This is a genomic window from Stappia stellulata, assembly GCF_020176715.1.
Classification (GTDB): Bacteria; Pseudomonadota; Alphaproteobacteria; order Rhizobiales; family Stappiaceae; genus Stappia.
The window spans coordinates 13,480-30,456 of record NZ_JAIVMF010000025.1 but is presented as its reverse complement, the minus strand read 5'-3'; the positions used below and the strand labels follow the sequence as shown (position 1 = coordinate 30,456).

The following is a 16,977-nucleotide window of genomic DNA, read 5'->3' as shown; positions in this document are numbered from 1 at the left end:
GAGCGCGGCGGCGCAGACCGCGACAGCGCCCCGCGCCCCGGCAAGCGGGAGCGCGATGCGGGAGAACGCGGTCCGGGTCGCAGTTTCGGCGACCGCGGCCCGCGCAGCGACAGCCCGCGTGGAGACGGTCCGCGCGCCGGCTTCGGTGACAAGGGGCCGCGCGGCGGCGCCTCCGGACGCGGAGGTCCCGGCGGAGCCGGTTCGAGATCTTCCGGTGCCGGCGGGGCCGGTTCGAGGTCTTCCGGCCCGAGGTCGGCGGGTCCGCGCAGTTCAGGTCCGGGCAGTTCTGGTCCGGGCGCTGGCGGCCCGCGTGGCGCGGGTCCCCGTGGCGCCGGTCCGCGCGGGGCCGGGCCCAGGAATGCAGGGCCGAAGGGCGCAGGCCCCAAGGGTTCCGGGCCTAAGGGTGCCGGGCCGAAGGGTCCGCGCGGCGGCGGCAAGGGCCCGCGTGGCGGAGGCGCACGGTGAGGATCGTTGCCGGACGCTTCAAGGGCAAACCGCTTGAGGCGCCACGCGGATCGGAAACCCGACCGACCAGCGACCGTCTGCGCGAGACGATGTTCAACGTGATCGCGCATTCCCATCCCGAGGCGCTCAACGACACGCGCGTGCTCGATCTCTTCGCGGGCTCGGGCGCGCTCGGTCTGGAGGCGCTCAGCCGGGGCGCGCGCCATTGCACCTTCATCGAGGAGGCGACGGCGGCACGCGGCGCGATCCGCGGCAATGTGGAAGCGCTCGGGCTGACGGGCGCCACCAAGATCTTCCGCCGCGACGCCACGCGTCTCGGTGCGGCCGGAACCATCCCGCCGTTCGATCTGGTCTTCGCCGACCCGCCCTATCGCAAGGAACTCGGCGAGGCCGCGCTGGCCTCAGCGCGGGCCGGCGGCTGGCTTGCGCCCGGCGCGCTGCTGGTGCTGGAAGAGGACGCCCGCGCCGAGATTGCCGTGCCGGACGGTCTTGAGCTTCTCGACCGCCGCAGCGTCGGCGACAGCCAGGTCGTGTTCCTGAAAAACCGCTGACGCACCCTCCGGCGGCAAAGCCGGGGTCGGCGACATATCCGACCGACCGGGACCGCGCGGGCGGCTGCGGCGCAGCACCTCGGCGACCGGCGTCGGTGCCCGGTCCTCCAGACCGGAGATCAGACGGTTCAGGTCGAGGTTGCGACGCCGGCGTGCGCGCAGCCAGCGCACCGCCTGGCGGCTTGTCCCCAGGATCAGGAACGCGCCGCCGGCAATCAGTGGCACGCCGGTCGGGATCGGCAGCCAGATCGTCAGCAGACCGAGCGCGATCAGGACGAGAGCCGCGCTCCAGACGAAAATCGGGACAAGTTTCCGGCCCATGCGCGCATCCCGGTCGGCGACGGACCCTTGCGCCCGCTCATGCCCGTTCCTGCCATATGGATGGCGACCGTTTCGTGACGAAAAGGCGCGCCGGCGCTACTTGCGGCCGAACAGGCGCTCGATGTCGGCAAGCTTCAGCTCGATCCAGGTCGGGCGGCCATGGTTGCACTGGCCGGAATTGGGTGTCGCCTCCATGTCGCGCAGCAGCGCGTCCATTTCCTGCGGGCGCAGGCGACGCCCGGCGCGCACCGAGCCGTGGCAGGCCATGGTGGCGGCGACGTGATCGAGCCGCTCGCGCACCCGCGTTGCCTTGTCCCATTCGGCGAGATCGTCGGCGAGATCGCGCACAAGGCCGCGAATGTCGATCTGGCCGAGCATTGCCGGCGTTTCCCGGACCGCGATGGCGCCCGGACCGAAGGGTTCCAGCACGAGGCCGACCGCTTCCAGTTCCTCCGCGCGCTCGGCCAGACGCGCGACGTCTTCCTCCGGCAGCTCGACGATTTCCGGGATCAGCAGGCCCTGACGGGCGACCCCGCGCTCCGCCAAGGCCGTCTTCAGCCGTTCGTAGACGAGGCGCTCATGCGCGGCGTGCTGATCGACAATGACGAGACCGGTCTCGGTCTGGGCGATGACATAGGTCTCGTGGATCTGGGCCCGTGCCGCCCCCAGCGGACGCTGGATGCGATCTTCCGGTGCCTCATCCTCATGCGCGCGCGCATCCGCCGACGGCTGGCTGACCGCGGCAAAGCCCGCCTGATCGGGCGCGTCGAAGCCGGCGTCCGGGGTGAGCGGGCGATAGGCGGACGCGCGCCAGTCGGTGGCTCCGCGCCGGTCGGGGATCGCACGCCAGTCGCGCGCCGCGGCACCTGCCCGCGAAACACCGCCCGTCCCGCCGGAAAACGCGGCGAGCGCCGCCGTGGCATTGTGCGAGGAGGCCATGTGGCCCGCCGCCGCGAAGGCCTGTTTCAGCGCGCCGACCACCAGGCCGCGCACGAGCTGGGCGTCGCGAAAGCGCACATCCGCCTTGGCCGGGTGCACGTTGACGTCGACCAGCCGCGGGTCGATCTCGATGAACAGCGCCACCACGGGATGGCGATCGCGCGCCAGCACGTCGGCATAGGCGCCGCGCAGCGCGGACATCAGCAACTTGTCGCGCACCGGACGGCCGTTGACGAAGAAGAATTGCGCCAGCGTGTTGGCGCGGTGATAGGTCGGCAGGCCGGCAAGCCCGTAAAGCCGCACGTCCTCGCGTTCCGCGTCGATCTCGCAGGCGTTGTCGACGAAGTCCTGCCCCATCACCTGCGCCATGCGCGCCTGAAGCGCCGTCTCGCCGGTGGCGGACGCATAGGTCAGCGTCTGCCGGTCGCTCCCCGAGAGTTCGAAACGCACGGACGGATGCGCCAGCGCCAGCCGCTTGACCACATCGGTGATCGCGGAGGCCTCCGCCCGGTCGGACTTGAGGAACTTCAGCCGTGCCGGCGTCGCGAAGAAGAGATCGCGGACCTCCACCTGGGTTCCCGACGGGCGGCTTGCGGGGCGGATCTCGCCGCGCGCACCGCCTTCGACGGAGATCGTCCAGCCATGCGGATCGTCGCCGTGGCGCGAGGTCAGCGACAGGCGGCCGACCGCGCCGATGGAGGGCAACGCCTCGCCGCGAAAGCCGAGCGAGCGGATGTCGAAGAGATCGTCCTCGGAGAGTTTCGACGTGCAGTGCCGGCCGATGGCGAGCGGCAGCTCGTCGCCGCGCATGCCGGAGCCGTCGTCGTCGACGCGAATCAGCGTCTTGCCGCCGGCGGCCGTTGCCACGGAAATCCGCTTCGCGCCGGCATCGATGGCGTTTTCCACCAGTTCCTTGACGACGCTGGCGGGACGCTCGATCACCTCGCCGGCGGCGATCTGGTTGATCGCATGGTCGCTCAACTGCCGGATCGTCATTCTGGCTCCCTGCCCTTCGCCCGCGGCCACTCCTGCTCCCGCGGGCGGGTTCGACCGCTTTCCTTCGCGGGGGCGGATCGTCTATGGTCCGCCGCGCCGCCATGCCAGTGTCATGTCGGCGGTCGATTCTGCATTTGCAACACTAGCAGACTTCCCTCCCGGCAAGATCCCGCCGCAGCCAAGAGAGAGCCATGTCCACACCCAATCCGCTGCTCGTTCCCGGCCTGTCCGCTCTGGCACCCGCCTACAAGGCCGTGCTCTGCGATGTCTGGGGCGTGCTGCACAACGGCGTGGCCGCCTTTCCCAAGGCCTGCGAGGCGCTGCAGCGCTACCGCGCGGAAACCGGCGGCAAGGTCGTGCTAATCACCAATGCGCCGCGCCCCTCGCCGCCGATCCTGGAGCAGCTCGCCCGTCTCGGCGTGCCGCGCGACGCCTTCGACGCGGTGGTGACCTCCGGCGACGTCACCCGTGCCCAGCTTCAGGCGCACAGCGACATTCCGGTGATGCACATCGGCCCGGACCGCGATCACAGCCTGTTTACGGGCCTGGATCTCACGCTCACCGACGAGGCCGGCGCGGGCCAGGTGGTCTGCACCGGGCTCGTCGACGACCAGCGCGAAACGCCGGAGGACTACCGCGCATTGCTGGAGCGCATGGTCGCGCGCGACCTGCCCCTGCTCTGCGCCAATCCCGACATCGTGGTGGAACGCGGCTCGACGCTGATCTGGTGCGCGGGCGCGCTCGCCCGGCTCTACGAGGATCTGGGCGGACGGGTCACGATCCTGGGCAAGCCGCATGCACCGATCTACGAAGCAGCGCTTTCACGCGTCGCCGAGCTTGCCGGCGCCCCGGTCGCCAAGACCGACATCCTGGCGATCGGCGACGGCCTGCCGACCGACATCCGCGGCGCGGTGGCGAACGAGATCGACGTGCTGTTCATCACCGGCGGCATTCACGGCGCGGACTTCGGCCCCGCCGGCGCGCCGGTGGAAAGCCTCGTGCGCAAGCGCCTGGAAGAGGAAGGACTTCGCGCCCGCGCGGCCATCGCCGGACTGGTCTGGTAGGCGCCAGCCTCCGGCGAGACGCATGAGAAAAAGCCGGCCCCCTTTCGGGAACCGGCCTTTCAGGTTTCCGGCCACTCGCGGGGGCGCGGGCCAGGCAAATCGGCACCTCTTGAGGGGTGCCGGAAACTCGGGCGCACGGCGCGCCTATCCGAAAAGCTTGTCGATTTCGTCCTGCGTGTCCTGGGAGGCGTCCTTGGAGGCGTCGCCGGACGTGTCCGTCGACATCATGTCATCGACATCGGACTGGGACACGCCCTCGCCGGCATGCTGCGGACCGTGCAGGATGAGGTCGCGCTTGCGGCGGTCCTCGGCCGTTTCTTCCGCCGGCGCGTCGTCGCATTCGGTGATGCGCAGCCGCTCGACGAATCCGGTGACCCGCCGGTCGATCGCGTTCAGCGCATTCACCACCTTGGAGATGCGCTGGCCGGTGATGTCCTGAAAGGCGCAGGCCTCGAACATCTCGATCATCTTGTCGTTGACGAAGGCACGGTAGGCGGCCGGATCCATGTCGTCATCGGCCGCCATGATCGTCTCGGCGGACTCCATGATCGTATGGGTCGCGGATTCGGTCGCCTCGACGATGGCGTCGAGTTCGCGGCCGGCTTCCGGGATCTGGTTGTCCTTCATGTCATTGGGACGCAATTGCAGGATCTCGCTCTTCAGCCGCGAGATCTCGTCCGCAATCGCCGTCAGTTCGGCGGTGACCGTCGGCTGCACGGCGCCGAGGAACTCGCGCATCGACCCGGTCATCATTTCCGCCAGGTCGATCACGTCGTTCAGCGTCACATTGCCATCGCGATCCTTGTTCTGCTCAAGGAAGGTGATCAGGCCCGCAACGTCTTCTTTTCTGAGAGCGCCCATGACACCCTTTCTTGTCTTTCGGGACCGCATGCAGGACAGGCCTGCCCCGTGCCACCGGCACGAAGGATCCCTTGCGCGTCGCAAGACGCGCACTTCCCCCACTCACCGGCGGCACCGCCGCCGGAGGCACAGATCGTTCGTTGTCGACAGGAGCCGGTCAGTCGGCGAACACGGCCTCGATCTTGCCCTTCAGCGTCTGTGCGTTGAACGGCTTCACGATGTAGTTGTTCACGCCCGCCTTCTTCGCAGCGATCACGTTTTCCGTCTTGGATTCAGCGGTGACCATGATGAAGGGCGTCTTGCAGAGACCGGCGTCGGCCCTGACCTGCTTCAGCAGCTCGTATCCGGTCATCGGTTCCATGTTCCAGTCGGAGATGACCAGGCCATAGCGGCGCTGCTTCATCTTCTCCAGCGCTTCCGTACCGTCGGCAGCGTCGTCGATATCCTCGAAACCGAGCTGCTTGAGCAGGTTGCGAATGATGCGGATCATGGTCTTGTAATCGTCCACCACGAGGACCGGCATCTGAACATCAAGGGCCATTGTCTACTCCATACTGTCAATCTGCCCGACCCGTTGAACGGGCGTCTGATGCTTTGTTGTCTTCAGGAGGAAGACACATTTCGTGTCCCCGCCTCCCCACGCTGTACGACATTAGACGCCGGGGGCTGAAAACTCCGTTAATTTGCCAGTTCCTTCTTCCTCAAAAGCTCAATTGCCCTCACGCACGCCAGAGCCTAGCCTCGCCAGAGCGCCAGTATTTCACATGGGGAGGAAAAGAATCGCACCATGCTTACCCTACAAACACTGTACTTCGAGGACCTGTCCGTCGGGCAGAGCGAAAGCCTGGTCAAAACGGTCAGCTCTTCGGATGTCATTGGTTTCGCGGAAGTGTCCGGCGACCGCAACCCGATCCACCTGTCCGAACATTTCGCCGCGCGCACCCCGTTTCGCACGCGCATCGCCCATGGCCTCTACACCGCCAGCCTGATTTCCGCGGTGCTGGGAACACGGCTGCCCGGTCCCGGCGCGATCTATCTCTCGCAGACGTTGAATTTTCGCGCGCCGGTGCGAATCGGCGACGACGTCACGGTGACGGTGACCGTCGCGGAACTGATGGAGAAGGGCAATCGGGCGCGCCTCGACTGCACCTGCGCGGTCGGCGACACGGTGGTCCTGGAGGGCGAGGCCATCGTGAAGGTTCCCGCGCGCGCCGACAGCGACAGGGACGACCCGCGCGCTTGACGTTTCCCGGGAGAATGGGCAGGGTCCGCGAAACCTCCGGACGGGCTTGCGATTTCGCGACACCGTCCGGCAGCTCCCTCCGGCCGTGCGCCGGTCCTTTTTCCGTTTCGGCCGGCCACCGCGGCCGGTGAGTGGCCCGACTGAGATGAACGAACACCTGCCTTCCCGCTTTGTCGCCATCGACGATCTCGACGCCTTTCCCACCGGCCTGCGCGGCGGTGTCGTGGCGATCGGGAATTTCGACGGCGTGCATCGCGGCCACCGGCGGGTGCTGAAGACGGCGCTGGCGCAGGCGCAAAAGGCCGGCGTCCCGGCCTATGCGCTGACCTTCGAGCCGCATCCGCGCTCCGTCTTCGCGCCCGACACGCCGGTGTTCCGGCTCACGCCGCCGGCGCAAAAGGCGCGCATCATCGAGGCGATGGGGCTCGACGCGATCGTCTCCGTTCCCTTTAACCGGGCCTTCGCCGGCATTGAGGCGGAAGCCTTCGTCACCGACATCCTGCAGGCGCGCCTCGGCATCTGCCACGCGGTGACAGGCTACGATTTCCATTTCGGCCGCGCGCGGCGCGGCACGCCGGAATTCCTCAGCGAGGCCGGCGCGGCCGACGGTTTCGGCGTGACCATCGTCGCGGCGGAAACCGACGAGAGCGACACGGCGGTCTCCTCCAGCCGCATCCGCGCAGCACTCGCCGAGGGCGACATCGTTCTCGCCAATGCGCTGCTCGGCTACCGCTGGTCAGTGGAGGCAAAGGTGCGCCACGGCGAGAAACGCGGCCGCGATCTCGGCTATCCGACCGCCAATCTGGCATTGCCGGCGGAAACACAGCTCGCGCACGGCATCTATGCGGTTAGGACCTGCGTCGACGGACGCTGGATCGACGGCGTGGCAAGCTTTGGCCGCCGCCCGACCTTCGACAACGGCGCGCCGCTGCTCGAGGTCTTTCTCTTCGACTTTTCCGGCGATCTCTACGGCAAGCATCTGCGGGTGATGCTCGCCGCCTATCTGCGTCCGGAGCTTCGCTTCGACAGCGCGGACGCGCTGATCGCCCAGATGGACCGCGACAGCGCGGAAGCGCGCGCGGCACTCGCCAGCCTGAACCCGCTCGGCCCGCTCGACAGGGCGCTCAACGGCCTTCCCGGCGAAGGCGCGGGCGGGTGACGACGCCCCTGCCCATCCCCGCGCCCAGCATCACCGTGATGCGCGGCATCGCCTTGATGAGTTTCGCGATGCTGATGGTGCCGCTGATGGACACGGTGGCGAAATATCTGACCGCAAGCCTGCCGCCGCTGCAGATCACCCTCGGCCGCTTCGGCTTCCAGATGCTGTTCGCCTTCCTGACGGCGGCGATCGGACCGGGGCTCGCGACCTTGAAGGCGCCGCGGCTGTGGCCGCACCTGCTGCGCGGCTTCTTTCTCTCCGGTGCGTCGGCCTGTTTCTTCACCGCGCTGAAGACCATGCCGATTGCCGACGCCATCGCGATCTTCTTCGTCGAGCCGATGATCCTGACCGTCCTGTCCGCGCTGCTCTTGCGAGAATCGGTCGGGCCGCGGCGCTGGAGCGCGGTCTTCGTCGGGCTGATCGGCGCGATGATCATCATCCGCCCGGGGTTCACGGAGTTCGGGCCGACCGCGCTGCTGCCGCTGGCCGCCGCCTTCCTGTTCGCGCTTTATCTGGTCATCACGCGCCGCCTGTCGGGCGAAGGCTCAATGCTGAGCGTGCAGTTTTCTGCAGGGATGGGCGGCGCGATCCTGCTCGGCGCGCTGACCGTCGGCGGCACCATGGCCGGGATCGAGGATGCCACCCCGGTAATGCCCGACCTCCCCTCCTGGGGGTTGCTCGCCATCGTCGGCGCGATCTCCTTCTTCGCGCACGGACTGATCGTCAAGGCCTTCGCCGCCGCCCCGGCCTCCGTGCTGGCCCCCTTCAACTATCTGGAGATCGTCAGCGCCACGCTGTTCGGCTATCTGGTGTTCGGCGATTTTCCCGACGGGCCGACCTGGTTCGGGATTGCATTGATCGTCGGCAGCGGCATCTATATCGCGCACCGCGAGCACCGGCTGAGCCGGGCGGAAATGGTCGCACGCTCCACACGCACCGGCCCGCCGGACTGACCACGGGCCTGCCCCCCGCGGAGACATCCGCATCGCACACGAGACCGGGACACGAAAACCGACATGACAGCCTCGCGCCTCTGGGGACCGATGAGCGGCCTGATCCTGGCGATCACGCTGGCCGGACTTGCCGCCGACCAGGTCTTCAAGGCCTGGATGCTCTACGGCTACGGGATCGCCGAAAGGGGGCGGGTCGCGCTGACCCCGTTCTTCGATCTGGTGATGGTCTGGAACTACGGCGTTTCCTATGGCCTGTTCCAGCAGGATGGCACCTTCGGCCGCTGGGTGCTGGTCGCGGTGACGCTTGTCATCTCCGTCGTATTCTGGGTCTGGGGCGCGCAGAGCGACCGCCGGCTGCCGGCGATCTCCTTCGGACTGGTGCTGGCCGGCGCGCTCGGCAACGGCATCGACCGCGTGGTCTACGGGGCGGTCGCCGATTTCTTCCATTTCCACGTCGGCAGCTTCTCCTGGTACGTGTTTAACCTCGCCGACGTGTGGATCGTTGCCGGCGTGGCCGGCCTGCTGTATGACAGTTTTCAAAAGCGGCCCTAATGATGCCGTAAAGGGCAGCCTGAGTGCATCTGCCGCAAAGCGACCGTCACCGGTCCGCATTGCGCTTTGTTTCGCATGAAAGTGACCCGGGCGCGCCGCCTCCACGGACGCGGCGCAGGTCCGGAAACCGTACAAGGATCGCCGCCGTGTCGCGTCGCCAGAAGTTCACCGTCTCCGCCTCCAGCCGCCCGCACGGCCGCGCCGGCCTTCTTGCCGTGTGCGCCTCGGCACTTCTGCTCGCGGCCTGCCAGACCGGATCGGACGGGTTCAATGACGGCACCGAAACGAAGGAAGCGCCCGATACCGCGATGATCCGCAGCCTGATGGAAGGCCTCGGCGCGGTTGACGCCAAGTCGGAAGCCAAAATCGAATACACCCCGCGCGCGCCGCTCGCCATGCCCAGCAAGATGGACACACTGCCGCCGCCGGAAGCGCCCGAGGTGGTCGCCAACTGGCCGACGCAGAACGAAGACGATTTGAAGCGCATCCAGGAAGTCTACCGCAACGACGGACGCGGCAGCGCCGACCTCGATGGCGACGGACGCAGCAACACCCGCCAGTCGCGCGGCATCCAGCAGCTCGTCTCCGGCGGCGACGGCCGCAATTTCGCCGCCGAACGCCAGAACGAAGACCGGCTGGAAAGCGGCAAGATGAAGCCGAACGAGCTGAACCAGCGCGTTGGCGTTGCCGAGACGACCGCCATTCCGGTCGACGAAAACGGCGTGCCGGTCCGCCGCTATCTGATCGAGCCGCCGACGGCGTATTCGATCCCTTCGGCCGATGCGCCGACCGTCGCACCCAAGACCGTGAACCGCGCGCCGGAAATCAGCACCACCGAGCAGATCATGAACGGGCGTTCGGCCCGCACGATCGAGTAGCGGCGCTTACGCGGGCCATCGCGCCCGTGCCGGCGTCGTCGCGCCCGGCTTTCCCCTCTTGCGATACCGCCCCTTTCGGTCCCCTCGTCAGGCGCGAGCCGCCCGACAATGACCGTGGGGCGTCTCCCCGTCGTGGGCGGCGGCGCATCGTCGCGCCTTGCCGGCCTGTCGTGACCTTACGAAAAGTTCACGGGCTTTTGCGCGCCAAGCGCCTATATCCTGTAAAGCCAACGTTCACACCCCGTTTCCGGAGCCTTGCCGTGCCGCAGACCGCTTCCGTCCTTCCGCGCGTTTTCCTCGCCGCCGCCCTGGCGCTCACGATCGGCGCGACCGGCGTCGCCGCCTCGTCTCCCGGGCCAGCCGGCGGGATAACCCTTGAAGCCGCCGATGCCGCCGCCTTCGCCGATATCAAGATCGGCGGCGACATCGAGAGCTTCCGGCTCGACAACGGCCTGGAGGTCGTCGTCATCCCGGACCGCCGGGCACCCGTTGTTACGCATATGGTCTGGTACAAGGTCGGCGCCGCCGACGAACCCGCCGGCATGTCGGGCGTGGCGCATTTCCTGGAACACCTGATGTTCAAGGGCACGACCAACAATCCGGACGGCGCCTTCTCCAAACGGGTCGCGGCCATCGGCGGCCAGGAGAACGCCTTCACCTCCAACGATTACACCGCCTATTTCCAGCGCGTCGCCAAGGAGCACCTCGGCGAGATGATGGCGCTCGAAGCCGACCGGATGGAAAATCTCATCCTCACCGATGCCGTGGTCGCGCCGGAACGCGATGTCGTTCTGGAGGAGCGCCGCATGCGGGTGGAAAACGACCCCGGCGCCATGCTGGGCGAAACGCTGGACGCCGTTCTCTACGTCAACCACCCCTACGGCACGCCGGTGATCGGCTGGCCGAGCGAGATTTCCGCACTGTCGAAGGACAATGCCATCGCCTTCTACGACCGCTTCTACACACCCAACAACGCCATCCTGATCGTCGCCGGCGACGTGGAGGCCGGCGAGGTCCGCCGCCTGGCGGAAGAAACCTACGGCAAGGTGGCGCAGCGCGCCGACCCGGGCGAGCGCAACCGCCCGAGCGCGCAGCGGGTTCCGGGCGCGCTTGAGGTCGATCTCGCCGATCCCCGTGTGAACCAGCCCAACCTGCGCAAGGCCTGGCTGGTGCCGAGCTATGCGACCGACACGGCGGATGACGCCCCCGCGCTCGACATTCTCGCCGAGATCCTGGGTGGCGGCAGCACCAGCCGGCTCTACCGCTCACTGGTGATCGACCAGGGCATCGCCTCCTCCGCTGGCGGCTGGTACCAGTCGAGCACCCTCGATGACAGCCGCTTCATGGTCTATGCAGTGCCGAGCGACGGAACCACGCTGGAGGACCTCGGCGAGGCGACGCGCGCGGTGATCGACACGCTGATCGCCGAGGGCGTGAGCGCGGCGGAACTGGAGCGGGCCAAGACCGGGCTGCTGTCCACCGCGCTCTATGCTCAGGACAGCCAGTCGAGCCTGGCGCGCATGTTCGGTGTCGCGCTCACCACCGGGTCGACCATCGAGGAGGTCCGCGACTGGCCGCGCGTTATCAGCGCGGTGACGGCCGAAGACGTGCGCAAGGCGGCCGAGACCTATCTCGCCTTGCTGCCCGTTACCGCCTATCTGCGCGCGCCCGAAGACGCCGGCCCCGCCGCGACCGCCAATCAGTGATCGTACAGCACCGGGTGCCTGAGGCGCCCGGTGCCTGCCGATCCGTCCCTGCCCTCAACACGGAGATGCCCACTATGGGGATTTCAATCGCCGCCGCACGATCCGCTGCCCGTCTCCCGGCCCTCTGGCGTGCCGGCCTTGTCACCTTCGCCGTCCTGGCATCGCTCGCCATCGCCAGCGTCGAGGCGCGCGCGGTGGAGATCCAGACCGTGGAAACGCCGGGCGGGCTGACCGCCTGGCTGGTGGAAGATCATACCGTGCCGATCGTCGCGGTAAACTTCTCCTTCGCCGGCGGATCGGCACAGGACCCGGACGGCAAGGAGGGCCTTGCCAACCTGATGGCCGCGACGCTTGACGAAGGCGCGGGCGAGCTCGATTCGCAAGCCTACCGGCAGCGGCTGGAGGAACTGGCGGTCAAGATCAGCTTCGATGCCGGGCGCGATGCCTTCTACGGCTCGCTGCGCACCCTTACGCCCAATGTCGATGACGCCTTCGACCTCCTGCGCATCGCCGTCAACGATCCGCGCTTCGACGCCGATGCGGTGGAACGCATGCAGCGACAGATCATTTCCGGGCTGCGCCGCGAGCAGAAGGATCCCGATGCGATCGCCAGCCGGGTCATGGCGGAGACCGCCTTCCCCGACCACCCCTACGGCCGTCCGTCGAGCGGCACGGAAGAAAGCGTCTCGGCGTTGACGCCGGCGGATCTGAAGGCCCTGCACGGGCGGCTCGTCGCGCGCGGCGACCTCACGATCTCCGTCGTCGGCGCGATTGGCGCCGAGCGTCTGGCCGCCCTGCTGGACAAGACCTTCGCCGACTTGCCGGAGCAGGCGGAGCTCGCCCCGGTCGCGGATGTGACGCCGAAGACCGGCATCCGCAAGGATGTCGCCTTCGACGTGCCCCAGACCTCGATCCGCCTCGCCCTGCCGGGCCTGAAGCGGGACGATCCCGATTTCATCCCCGCCTTCGTGATGAACCACATTCTGGGCGGTGGCTCGTTCTCGTCCTGGCTCTACGAGGAAGTGCGCGAGAAGCGCGGGCTCGCCTATTCGGTCGGCTCCTATCTGGTGCCCTATGACCACTCCGGCGCCTTCATGGCCGCGACAGGCACCCGCTCGGACCGCGCGCCCGACACGATCGCGATCATCGCCGCGCAGATGCAGCGCATGGCCGAGGTCGGCCCGAGCGCCGATGAACTGGCCAAGGCCAAGGCCTTTCTGACCGGCTCCTATGCGCTGCGCTTCGACACCTCCGACAAGATCGCCAGCCAGTTGCTGGGCATCCAGATGGAAAAGCTCGGCCTCGACTATATCGACAAGCGCAACGCGCTGATCGAGGCGGTGACGCTCGACGACATCCGCCGCGTGGCGAAACGGCTGCTTGCCGATGCGGATCCGATCGTGGTGACGGTGGGCGCCGGCGCGAGCTGACGCGACCGGCCGTTCAGCGAGGCGTCGGAGAGACGCCTATTCGGCCGCCCGGCGCATCGCCTTGGGCGGCCGGCCCTGCAGCACCTCCGGGCGCACGGGGCGCGGCGGGGAGAACAGATAGCCCTGGCCGATGCGGGCATCGAGATCGAGCACTTCCAGCACCTGGGCCTCGGTCTCGATGTGATCGACGATCAGCTCCATCGCGAAGCGGCGCAGCAAATCGCCGAGATCGGCGGGATGAATGTGGCTGTCGGGCATGCGCTCGGACCCGATCAGACGGCTGGCGTGCAGTTTCACATAGCGGAAGCCGCGATCCGACAGCGACTTGAAGTCGAGGCGCAGGTTGGTCACCCGGTCGATGGAAAAGCGGAAGCCGAGCTCCGAAAGGGCGGCGAGGCTTTCGTGCTCCAGCGCACCCATTTCCGAGACATCGCGCTGGGTGAACTCAAAGGTCAGCTGATCGCTGAAGCCCTGGTTGGCGCGCAGGAAATCCAGAAAGCCCGGGAAAAACTTCTCGTCGACCAGCGTCTGCGACGACAGGTTGACGAAGAGGCCCGAGCGCCGGTTGCGGTTGCTCAGCCGGCGCAGCACCTGGATCGCGCGAAACAGCATCAGGTTGTCGATCGCCGGCATCATGCCGGCGCGCGCCGCCTCGTCGATGAAATCGACCGGCTCCAGGTAAACCTCATTCTGGTCACGGATGCGGGTCAGCGCCTCATAGTCGCGCACCTGGCGCTGGGGAAGCGTCACCAGCGGCTGCAGGAACAGGTCGACGCGGTTGTTGTCGAGCGCCTCCTGGATGGTGCGGCGAAGCGCGAGATCCGGTTGAGCGTCGCGCGGGCCGGCTGCCGGAGGTGGCGGCGCTGCACGACGCGGCGCGGCAGGGGCCGGCTCGGCACGCGGCGCCTCGGGTGCCTGCTCGAACGTGCGATCGACCCCGGAATAGCCAAGCGCACGCGGCGCCTCTTCATAGTGGCCAAGCCGCTCGCGCGGCTGCGGCGGCGCGACAAGACGCTGGTCCTGCTCGTCGATGCGGTCTTCCATCCCCGCCATCGCCTCGGCCATCTGCTTGATCAGGCTGCCGAGCACCTCGACCTCGGCGAAGAGCGGGTCGATCTCCTCGCGGGTGCGGCGCGGCAGGTTGGTCTCCATGCCGGTAAGCCGGCCCTCGAGATTGCCGACGTCCTGGTCGACCTCGAGCACACGCTCCTCCAGCTCGGCAACCCGGGCGCTGACGTCGCTGCGGTCGCGCTGGCGGGTGAAGACCAGATGCACCACGATCATCGTGCACAGAAGCGCCAGGCCAAGGGTAAAGGCCTCGCCCGCAGGGCGGGCGAACTGGAACATCATGATCGCGGACACGGAGGCCGCAATCACGCCCATGCAGAGGAAAATGAAGATCGTTGTCGCGCGTGCCATACTCGTCCTTCGGCTCCGGCCGAATCACCCTGCCGCCCAATAGTGCATGAATACGCCGATTCTTCCGAGTCTACAGCATTGATCCGTCTTGCGCTCCGGCGTCATTTGCCGATCCAGTCATCCGGGCTTTTGCGACCTTGACGTTCCAGTTGCTGGAAGCCCCAGTGTCGCGTCAACCACACCGCATCATTACGAAGGACGATGGCATCATGATCGAAATGCGGATCGAAGGCCTGGCCTGCAAGGGCTGCGTTTCGTCGGTTGAACAGGCGATCGCGGCGGCCGATCCGGCCGCGAAAACGGAAATTGACCTCGACAGCGGACACGCCCGCATCGAGAGCTCCCTGCCGAAGGAGCGCCTCATCGCGGTGGTCGAGGCCGCCGGCTACGACGTTCCGGCCGCCTGACACGGCGTTCGGCACACGATATGCGGCCGTCCGCGCTCAGGGGTCGGCCAGCATCCCGTCGACCAGATGCAGCCGGCGATCCATGCGCGCGGCAAGGTCCAGGTCATGGGTCACGGCGATCACCGTCTTGCCGTGGTCGTCGACAAGATGGCGCAGGGTCTTGAACACCTGTTCCGACGAGGCGCTGTCGAGACTGCCGGTCGGCTCGTCGGCCAGGATCACCGGCGGGTCGTTGGCGAGCGCCCGCGCCACCGCGACGCGCTGGCGCTGACCGCCTGAAAGCTGGATCGGCAGCTTGCCGACGTGATCCTCAAGGCCCAGTTCCGAGAGAATGCCGACGGCGCGTGCGCGCATCTCGGCAACGCTCAACCGCCCGAGCTTGCGCATCGGGATCATCACGTTCTCGACGACGGAAAACTCCGGCAGCAGAAAGTGGAACTGGAACACGAAGCCGAGCGTCGACAGGCGCTCGCGCGCGCGCCTTGCCTCGGAATGCAGATGGGTGGGCTGGCCGTTGATCAGCACCTCGCCCGAGGTCGGCGAATCGAGCAGCCCGAGCAGATAGAGCAGCGACGACTTTCCCGATCCCGACGGGCCGGTGATGGCGACGAACTCGCCCGCCTCGATCACCAGATCGATGTCGCGCACCAGCGTGACCGGGATTAGGCCCGGAAGAATGCGGGTCAGGCCGCGCGCCTCGATCAGCGGCGGGCCACCGGTCGCGGCACCGGCTCCGGCGTCCGACCGCGTGCGGGTTTCGGGTTCGGCGGACAGGCTCACGACGCCCCCCTGATGATATCGACCGGGTTGAGCTGGGCGGCCCGGCGCGCCGGCAGATAGCCGGCGATCCCGGCGGAAAACAGCGCGAACCCGCAGGCAATCGCATAGTGCCAGGCGCTGTAGTGCATCGGCAGCGAGGTCAGCTCGACATTCGTCTTCACCTCAAACGTCAGCGACCCGAGAAAAACGCTCAGGCCATAGCCGAGCGCGGACCCGAGCACAGATCCGACGATGCCGATGAACAACCCCTCCATCAGGAAAATCCGGCGAATGTCGGCCTGGTCGAAGCCGAGCGACTTGAGGATGGCAATGTCACGCGCCTTTTCGTGCACGATGGTGGACACGATGGTGAAGATGCCGAAGCCGGCCACAAGCAGGATCGCGCCGACCACCGTGTACATGATGATGTTGCGCACCATCAGCACCTCCATCAGGCTTTCGTTGGCCTCCTGCCAGGAGGTGGCCCGGTAGCCGGTCATGCGCTCCACCCGTTGCGCCACCGCGCGGGCGGAATTGACGTCGTCCAGTCGGATCGAAAGCCGGTTGATGGCATTGGGCCGCGAGAACAGCACCTGCGCGGTCTTCAGCACCGTATAGCCGGTGGCATCGTCGGCCTGGGTCACGCCCGTATGAAACAGGCCGATCACCTTCAGCCGGCGCACCGCGCCCGAGGAGGTCGATACCGCCACGGTGTCGCCGACGGAAGCGCCGATCTTGTCCGCCACTCCGTCACCGATGATCAAGCCGTTCAGGTCGGCGGCCAGATCCATGAAGGCTCCCGACTGCATGTCGTCACCGATATTGGACACCCTGAGATGCGCCGCCGGATCGACGCCGGTGAGCGCCACCGCGACATCCTTGCCGCCGTAGCGCAGCACCGCCTGCCCCGAGAGGGACGCCGCCATGTCTCCCGGCAGCCAGGTGTCCAGCATCGCCTTGAGACGCACCGGGTTGCGCAAGCCGCGCGTGTCGTCGTCCGGACGCGCGCCGATCACATTGACCGCGTCGAAAACGGTTGCCGCCGGGGGCGGTGCCGCCTCGCGGCGGTCGTCGGTCACCTCGACATGGGGAATGGCATCGACGAGCGTCGCGATGAAATCGCGCTGCGATCCCTCCATCAGCGCCGCCATGGCGATGGAAAAGCCGACGCCGAGCATGACGCCGAGCACCGACACGATGCTCTGGCGAAACCGTCCGCCGACATGGGTCAGCGCGATCGACAGGATCAGCGGCATGACGGCAGGCCCGCATCC

16 protein-coding genes are annotated in these 16,977 nt (G+C 67.5%); 10 read left to right on the top strand and 6 right to left on the bottom strand.

Translation table 11 applies throughout. The annotated features are described in order from the left end of the window. Positions 1 to 461: 461 nt before the first annotated feature. Positions 462 to 1,016 (top strand): 16S rRNA (guanine(966)-N(2))-methyltransferase RsmD, encoded by a 555-nt coding sequence (gene rsmD, locus LC092_RS19560; protein ID WP_224809247.1) that lies wholly within the window; start codon positions 462 to 464, stop codon positions 1,014 to 1,016. Between the two features lie 417 nt (positions 1,017 to 1,433). Here rsmD and mutL read toward each other — a convergent pair whose 3' ends face one another. Then, positions 1,434 to 3,272, bottom strand: coding sequence for a DNA mismatch repair endonuclease MutL (gene mutL / locus LC092_RS19555; protein ID WP_224809245.1), 1,839 nt, complete (start codon positions 3,270 to 3,272; stop codon positions 1,434 to 1,436). A gap of 191 nt (positions 3,273 to 3,463) precedes the next feature. Here mutL and LC092_RS19550 point away from each other — a divergent pair, with 191 nt between their 5' ends. Then, entirely contained in the window at positions 3,464 to 4,336 is an 873-nt protein-coding gene (locus tag LC092_RS19550; RefSeq protein WP_224809243.1) for a TIGR01459 family HAD-type hydrolase, read from the top strand. 144 nt (positions 4,337 to 4,480) lie between these two features. Here the strand turns inward: LC092_RS19550 and LC092_RS19545 are convergent, their stop codons facing one another. Together LC092_RS19545 and LC092_RS19540 are read right to left on the bottom strand one after the other, a co-directional pair. After that, on the bottom strand, positions 4,481 to 5,197 hold the full coding sequence (locus LC092_RS19545; protein WP_224809241.1) for a protein phosphatase CheZ: 717 nt from the start codon (positions 5,195 to 5,197) through the stop codon (positions 4,481 to 4,483). A gap of 157 nt (positions 5,198 to 5,354) precedes the next feature. Next, positions 5,355 to 5,738, bottom strand: a complete 384-nt coding sequence (locus LC092_RS19540) for a response regulator (protein ID WP_224809239.1) — start codon at positions 5,736 to 5,738, stop codon at positions 5,355 to 5,357. Between the two features lie 246 nt (positions 5,739 to 5,984). Between LC092_RS19540 and LC092_RS19535 the strand changes: the two genes are divergently transcribed. The 7 genes from LC092_RS19535 (at position 5,985) to LC092_RS19505 (ending at position 13,118) form a co-directional block, all read left to right on the top strand. After that, a complete protein-coding gene (locus LC092_RS19535; RefSeq protein WP_224809237.1) occupies positions 5,985 to 6,440 on the top strand; it encodes a MaoC family dehydratase in 456 nt (151 codons plus the stop codon). A gap of 145 nt (positions 6,441 to 6,585) precedes the next feature. Further along, positions 6,586 to 7,599, top strand: coding sequence for a bifunctional riboflavin kinase/FAD synthetase (locus LC092_RS19530; protein ID WP_224809235.1), 1,014 nt, complete (start codon positions 6,586 to 6,588; stop codon positions 7,597 to 7,599). Beyond that, positions 7,596 to 8,552: a DMT family transporter gene (locus tag LC092_RS19525; RefSeq protein WP_224809233.1), complete on the top strand. Its 957-nt coding sequence runs from the start codon at positions 7,596 to 7,598 to the stop codon at positions 8,550 to 8,552. The genes LC092_RS19530 and LC092_RS19525 overlap by 4 nt, the downstream gene beginning before the upstream one ends. A gap of 63 nt (positions 8,553 to 8,615) precedes the next feature. After that, complete coding sequence (gene lspA, locus LC092_RS19520) at positions 8,616 to 9,104, top strand: signal peptidase II (RefSeq protein WP_224809231.1); 489 nt, start codon at positions 8,616 to 8,618, stop codon at positions 9,102 to 9,104. Between the two features lie 146 nt (positions 9,105 to 9,250). Further along, entirely contained in the window at positions 9,251 to 9,982 is a 732-nt protein-coding gene (locus tag LC092_RS19515; RefSeq protein ID WP_224809230.1) for a hypothetical protein, read from the top strand. A gap of 260 nt (positions 9,983 to 10,242) precedes the next feature. Continuing rightward, positions 10,243 to 11,688: a pitrilysin family protein gene (locus LC092_RS19510; RefSeq protein WP_318245936.1), complete on the top strand. Its 1,446-nt coding sequence runs from the start codon at positions 10,243 to 10,245 to the stop codon at positions 11,686 to 11,688. A 74-nt stretch (positions 11,689 to 11,762) separates the two neighbouring features. Beyond that, a complete protein-coding gene (locus LC092_RS19505; RefSeq protein WP_224809229.1) occupies positions 11,763 to 13,118 on the top strand; it encodes a M16 family metallopeptidase in 1,356 nt (451 codons plus the stop codon). Between the two features lie 36 nt (positions 13,119 to 13,154). On the opposite strand, the gene LC092_RS19500 is transcribed toward LC092_RS19505, so the two are convergent. Continuing rightward, positions 13,155 to 14,537: an EAL domain-containing protein gene (locus LC092_RS19500; RefSeq protein WP_224809228.1), complete on the bottom strand. Its 1,383-nt coding sequence runs from the start codon at positions 14,535 to 14,537 to the stop codon at positions 13,155 to 13,157. 137 nt (positions 14,538 to 14,674) lie between these two features. Between LC092_RS19500 and LC092_RS19495 the strand changes: the two genes are divergently transcribed. Continuing rightward, positions 14,675 to 14,944: a heavy-metal-associated domain-containing protein gene (locus tag LC092_RS19495; RefSeq protein WP_224809227.1), complete on the top strand. Its 270-nt coding sequence runs from the start codon at positions 14,675 to 14,677 to the stop codon at positions 14,942 to 14,944. 36 nt (positions 14,945 to 14,980) lie between these two features. Here LC092_RS19495 and LC092_RS19490 read toward each other — a convergent pair whose 3' ends face one another. Together LC092_RS19490 and LC092_RS19485 are read right to left on the bottom strand one after the other, a co-directional pair. Then, positions 14,981 to 15,649, bottom strand: a complete 669-nt coding sequence (locus LC092_RS19490) for an ABC transporter ATP-binding protein (RefSeq protein ID WP_224809249.1) — start codon at positions 15,647 to 15,649, stop codon at positions 14,981 to 14,983. Between the two features lie 71 nt (positions 15,650 to 15,720). Beyond that, entirely contained in the window at positions 15,721 to 16,959 is a 1,239-nt protein-coding gene (locus LC092_RS19485) for an ABC transporter permease (RefSeq protein ID WP_224809226.1), read from the bottom strand. Positions 16,960 to 16,977 lie beyond the last annotated feature (18 nt).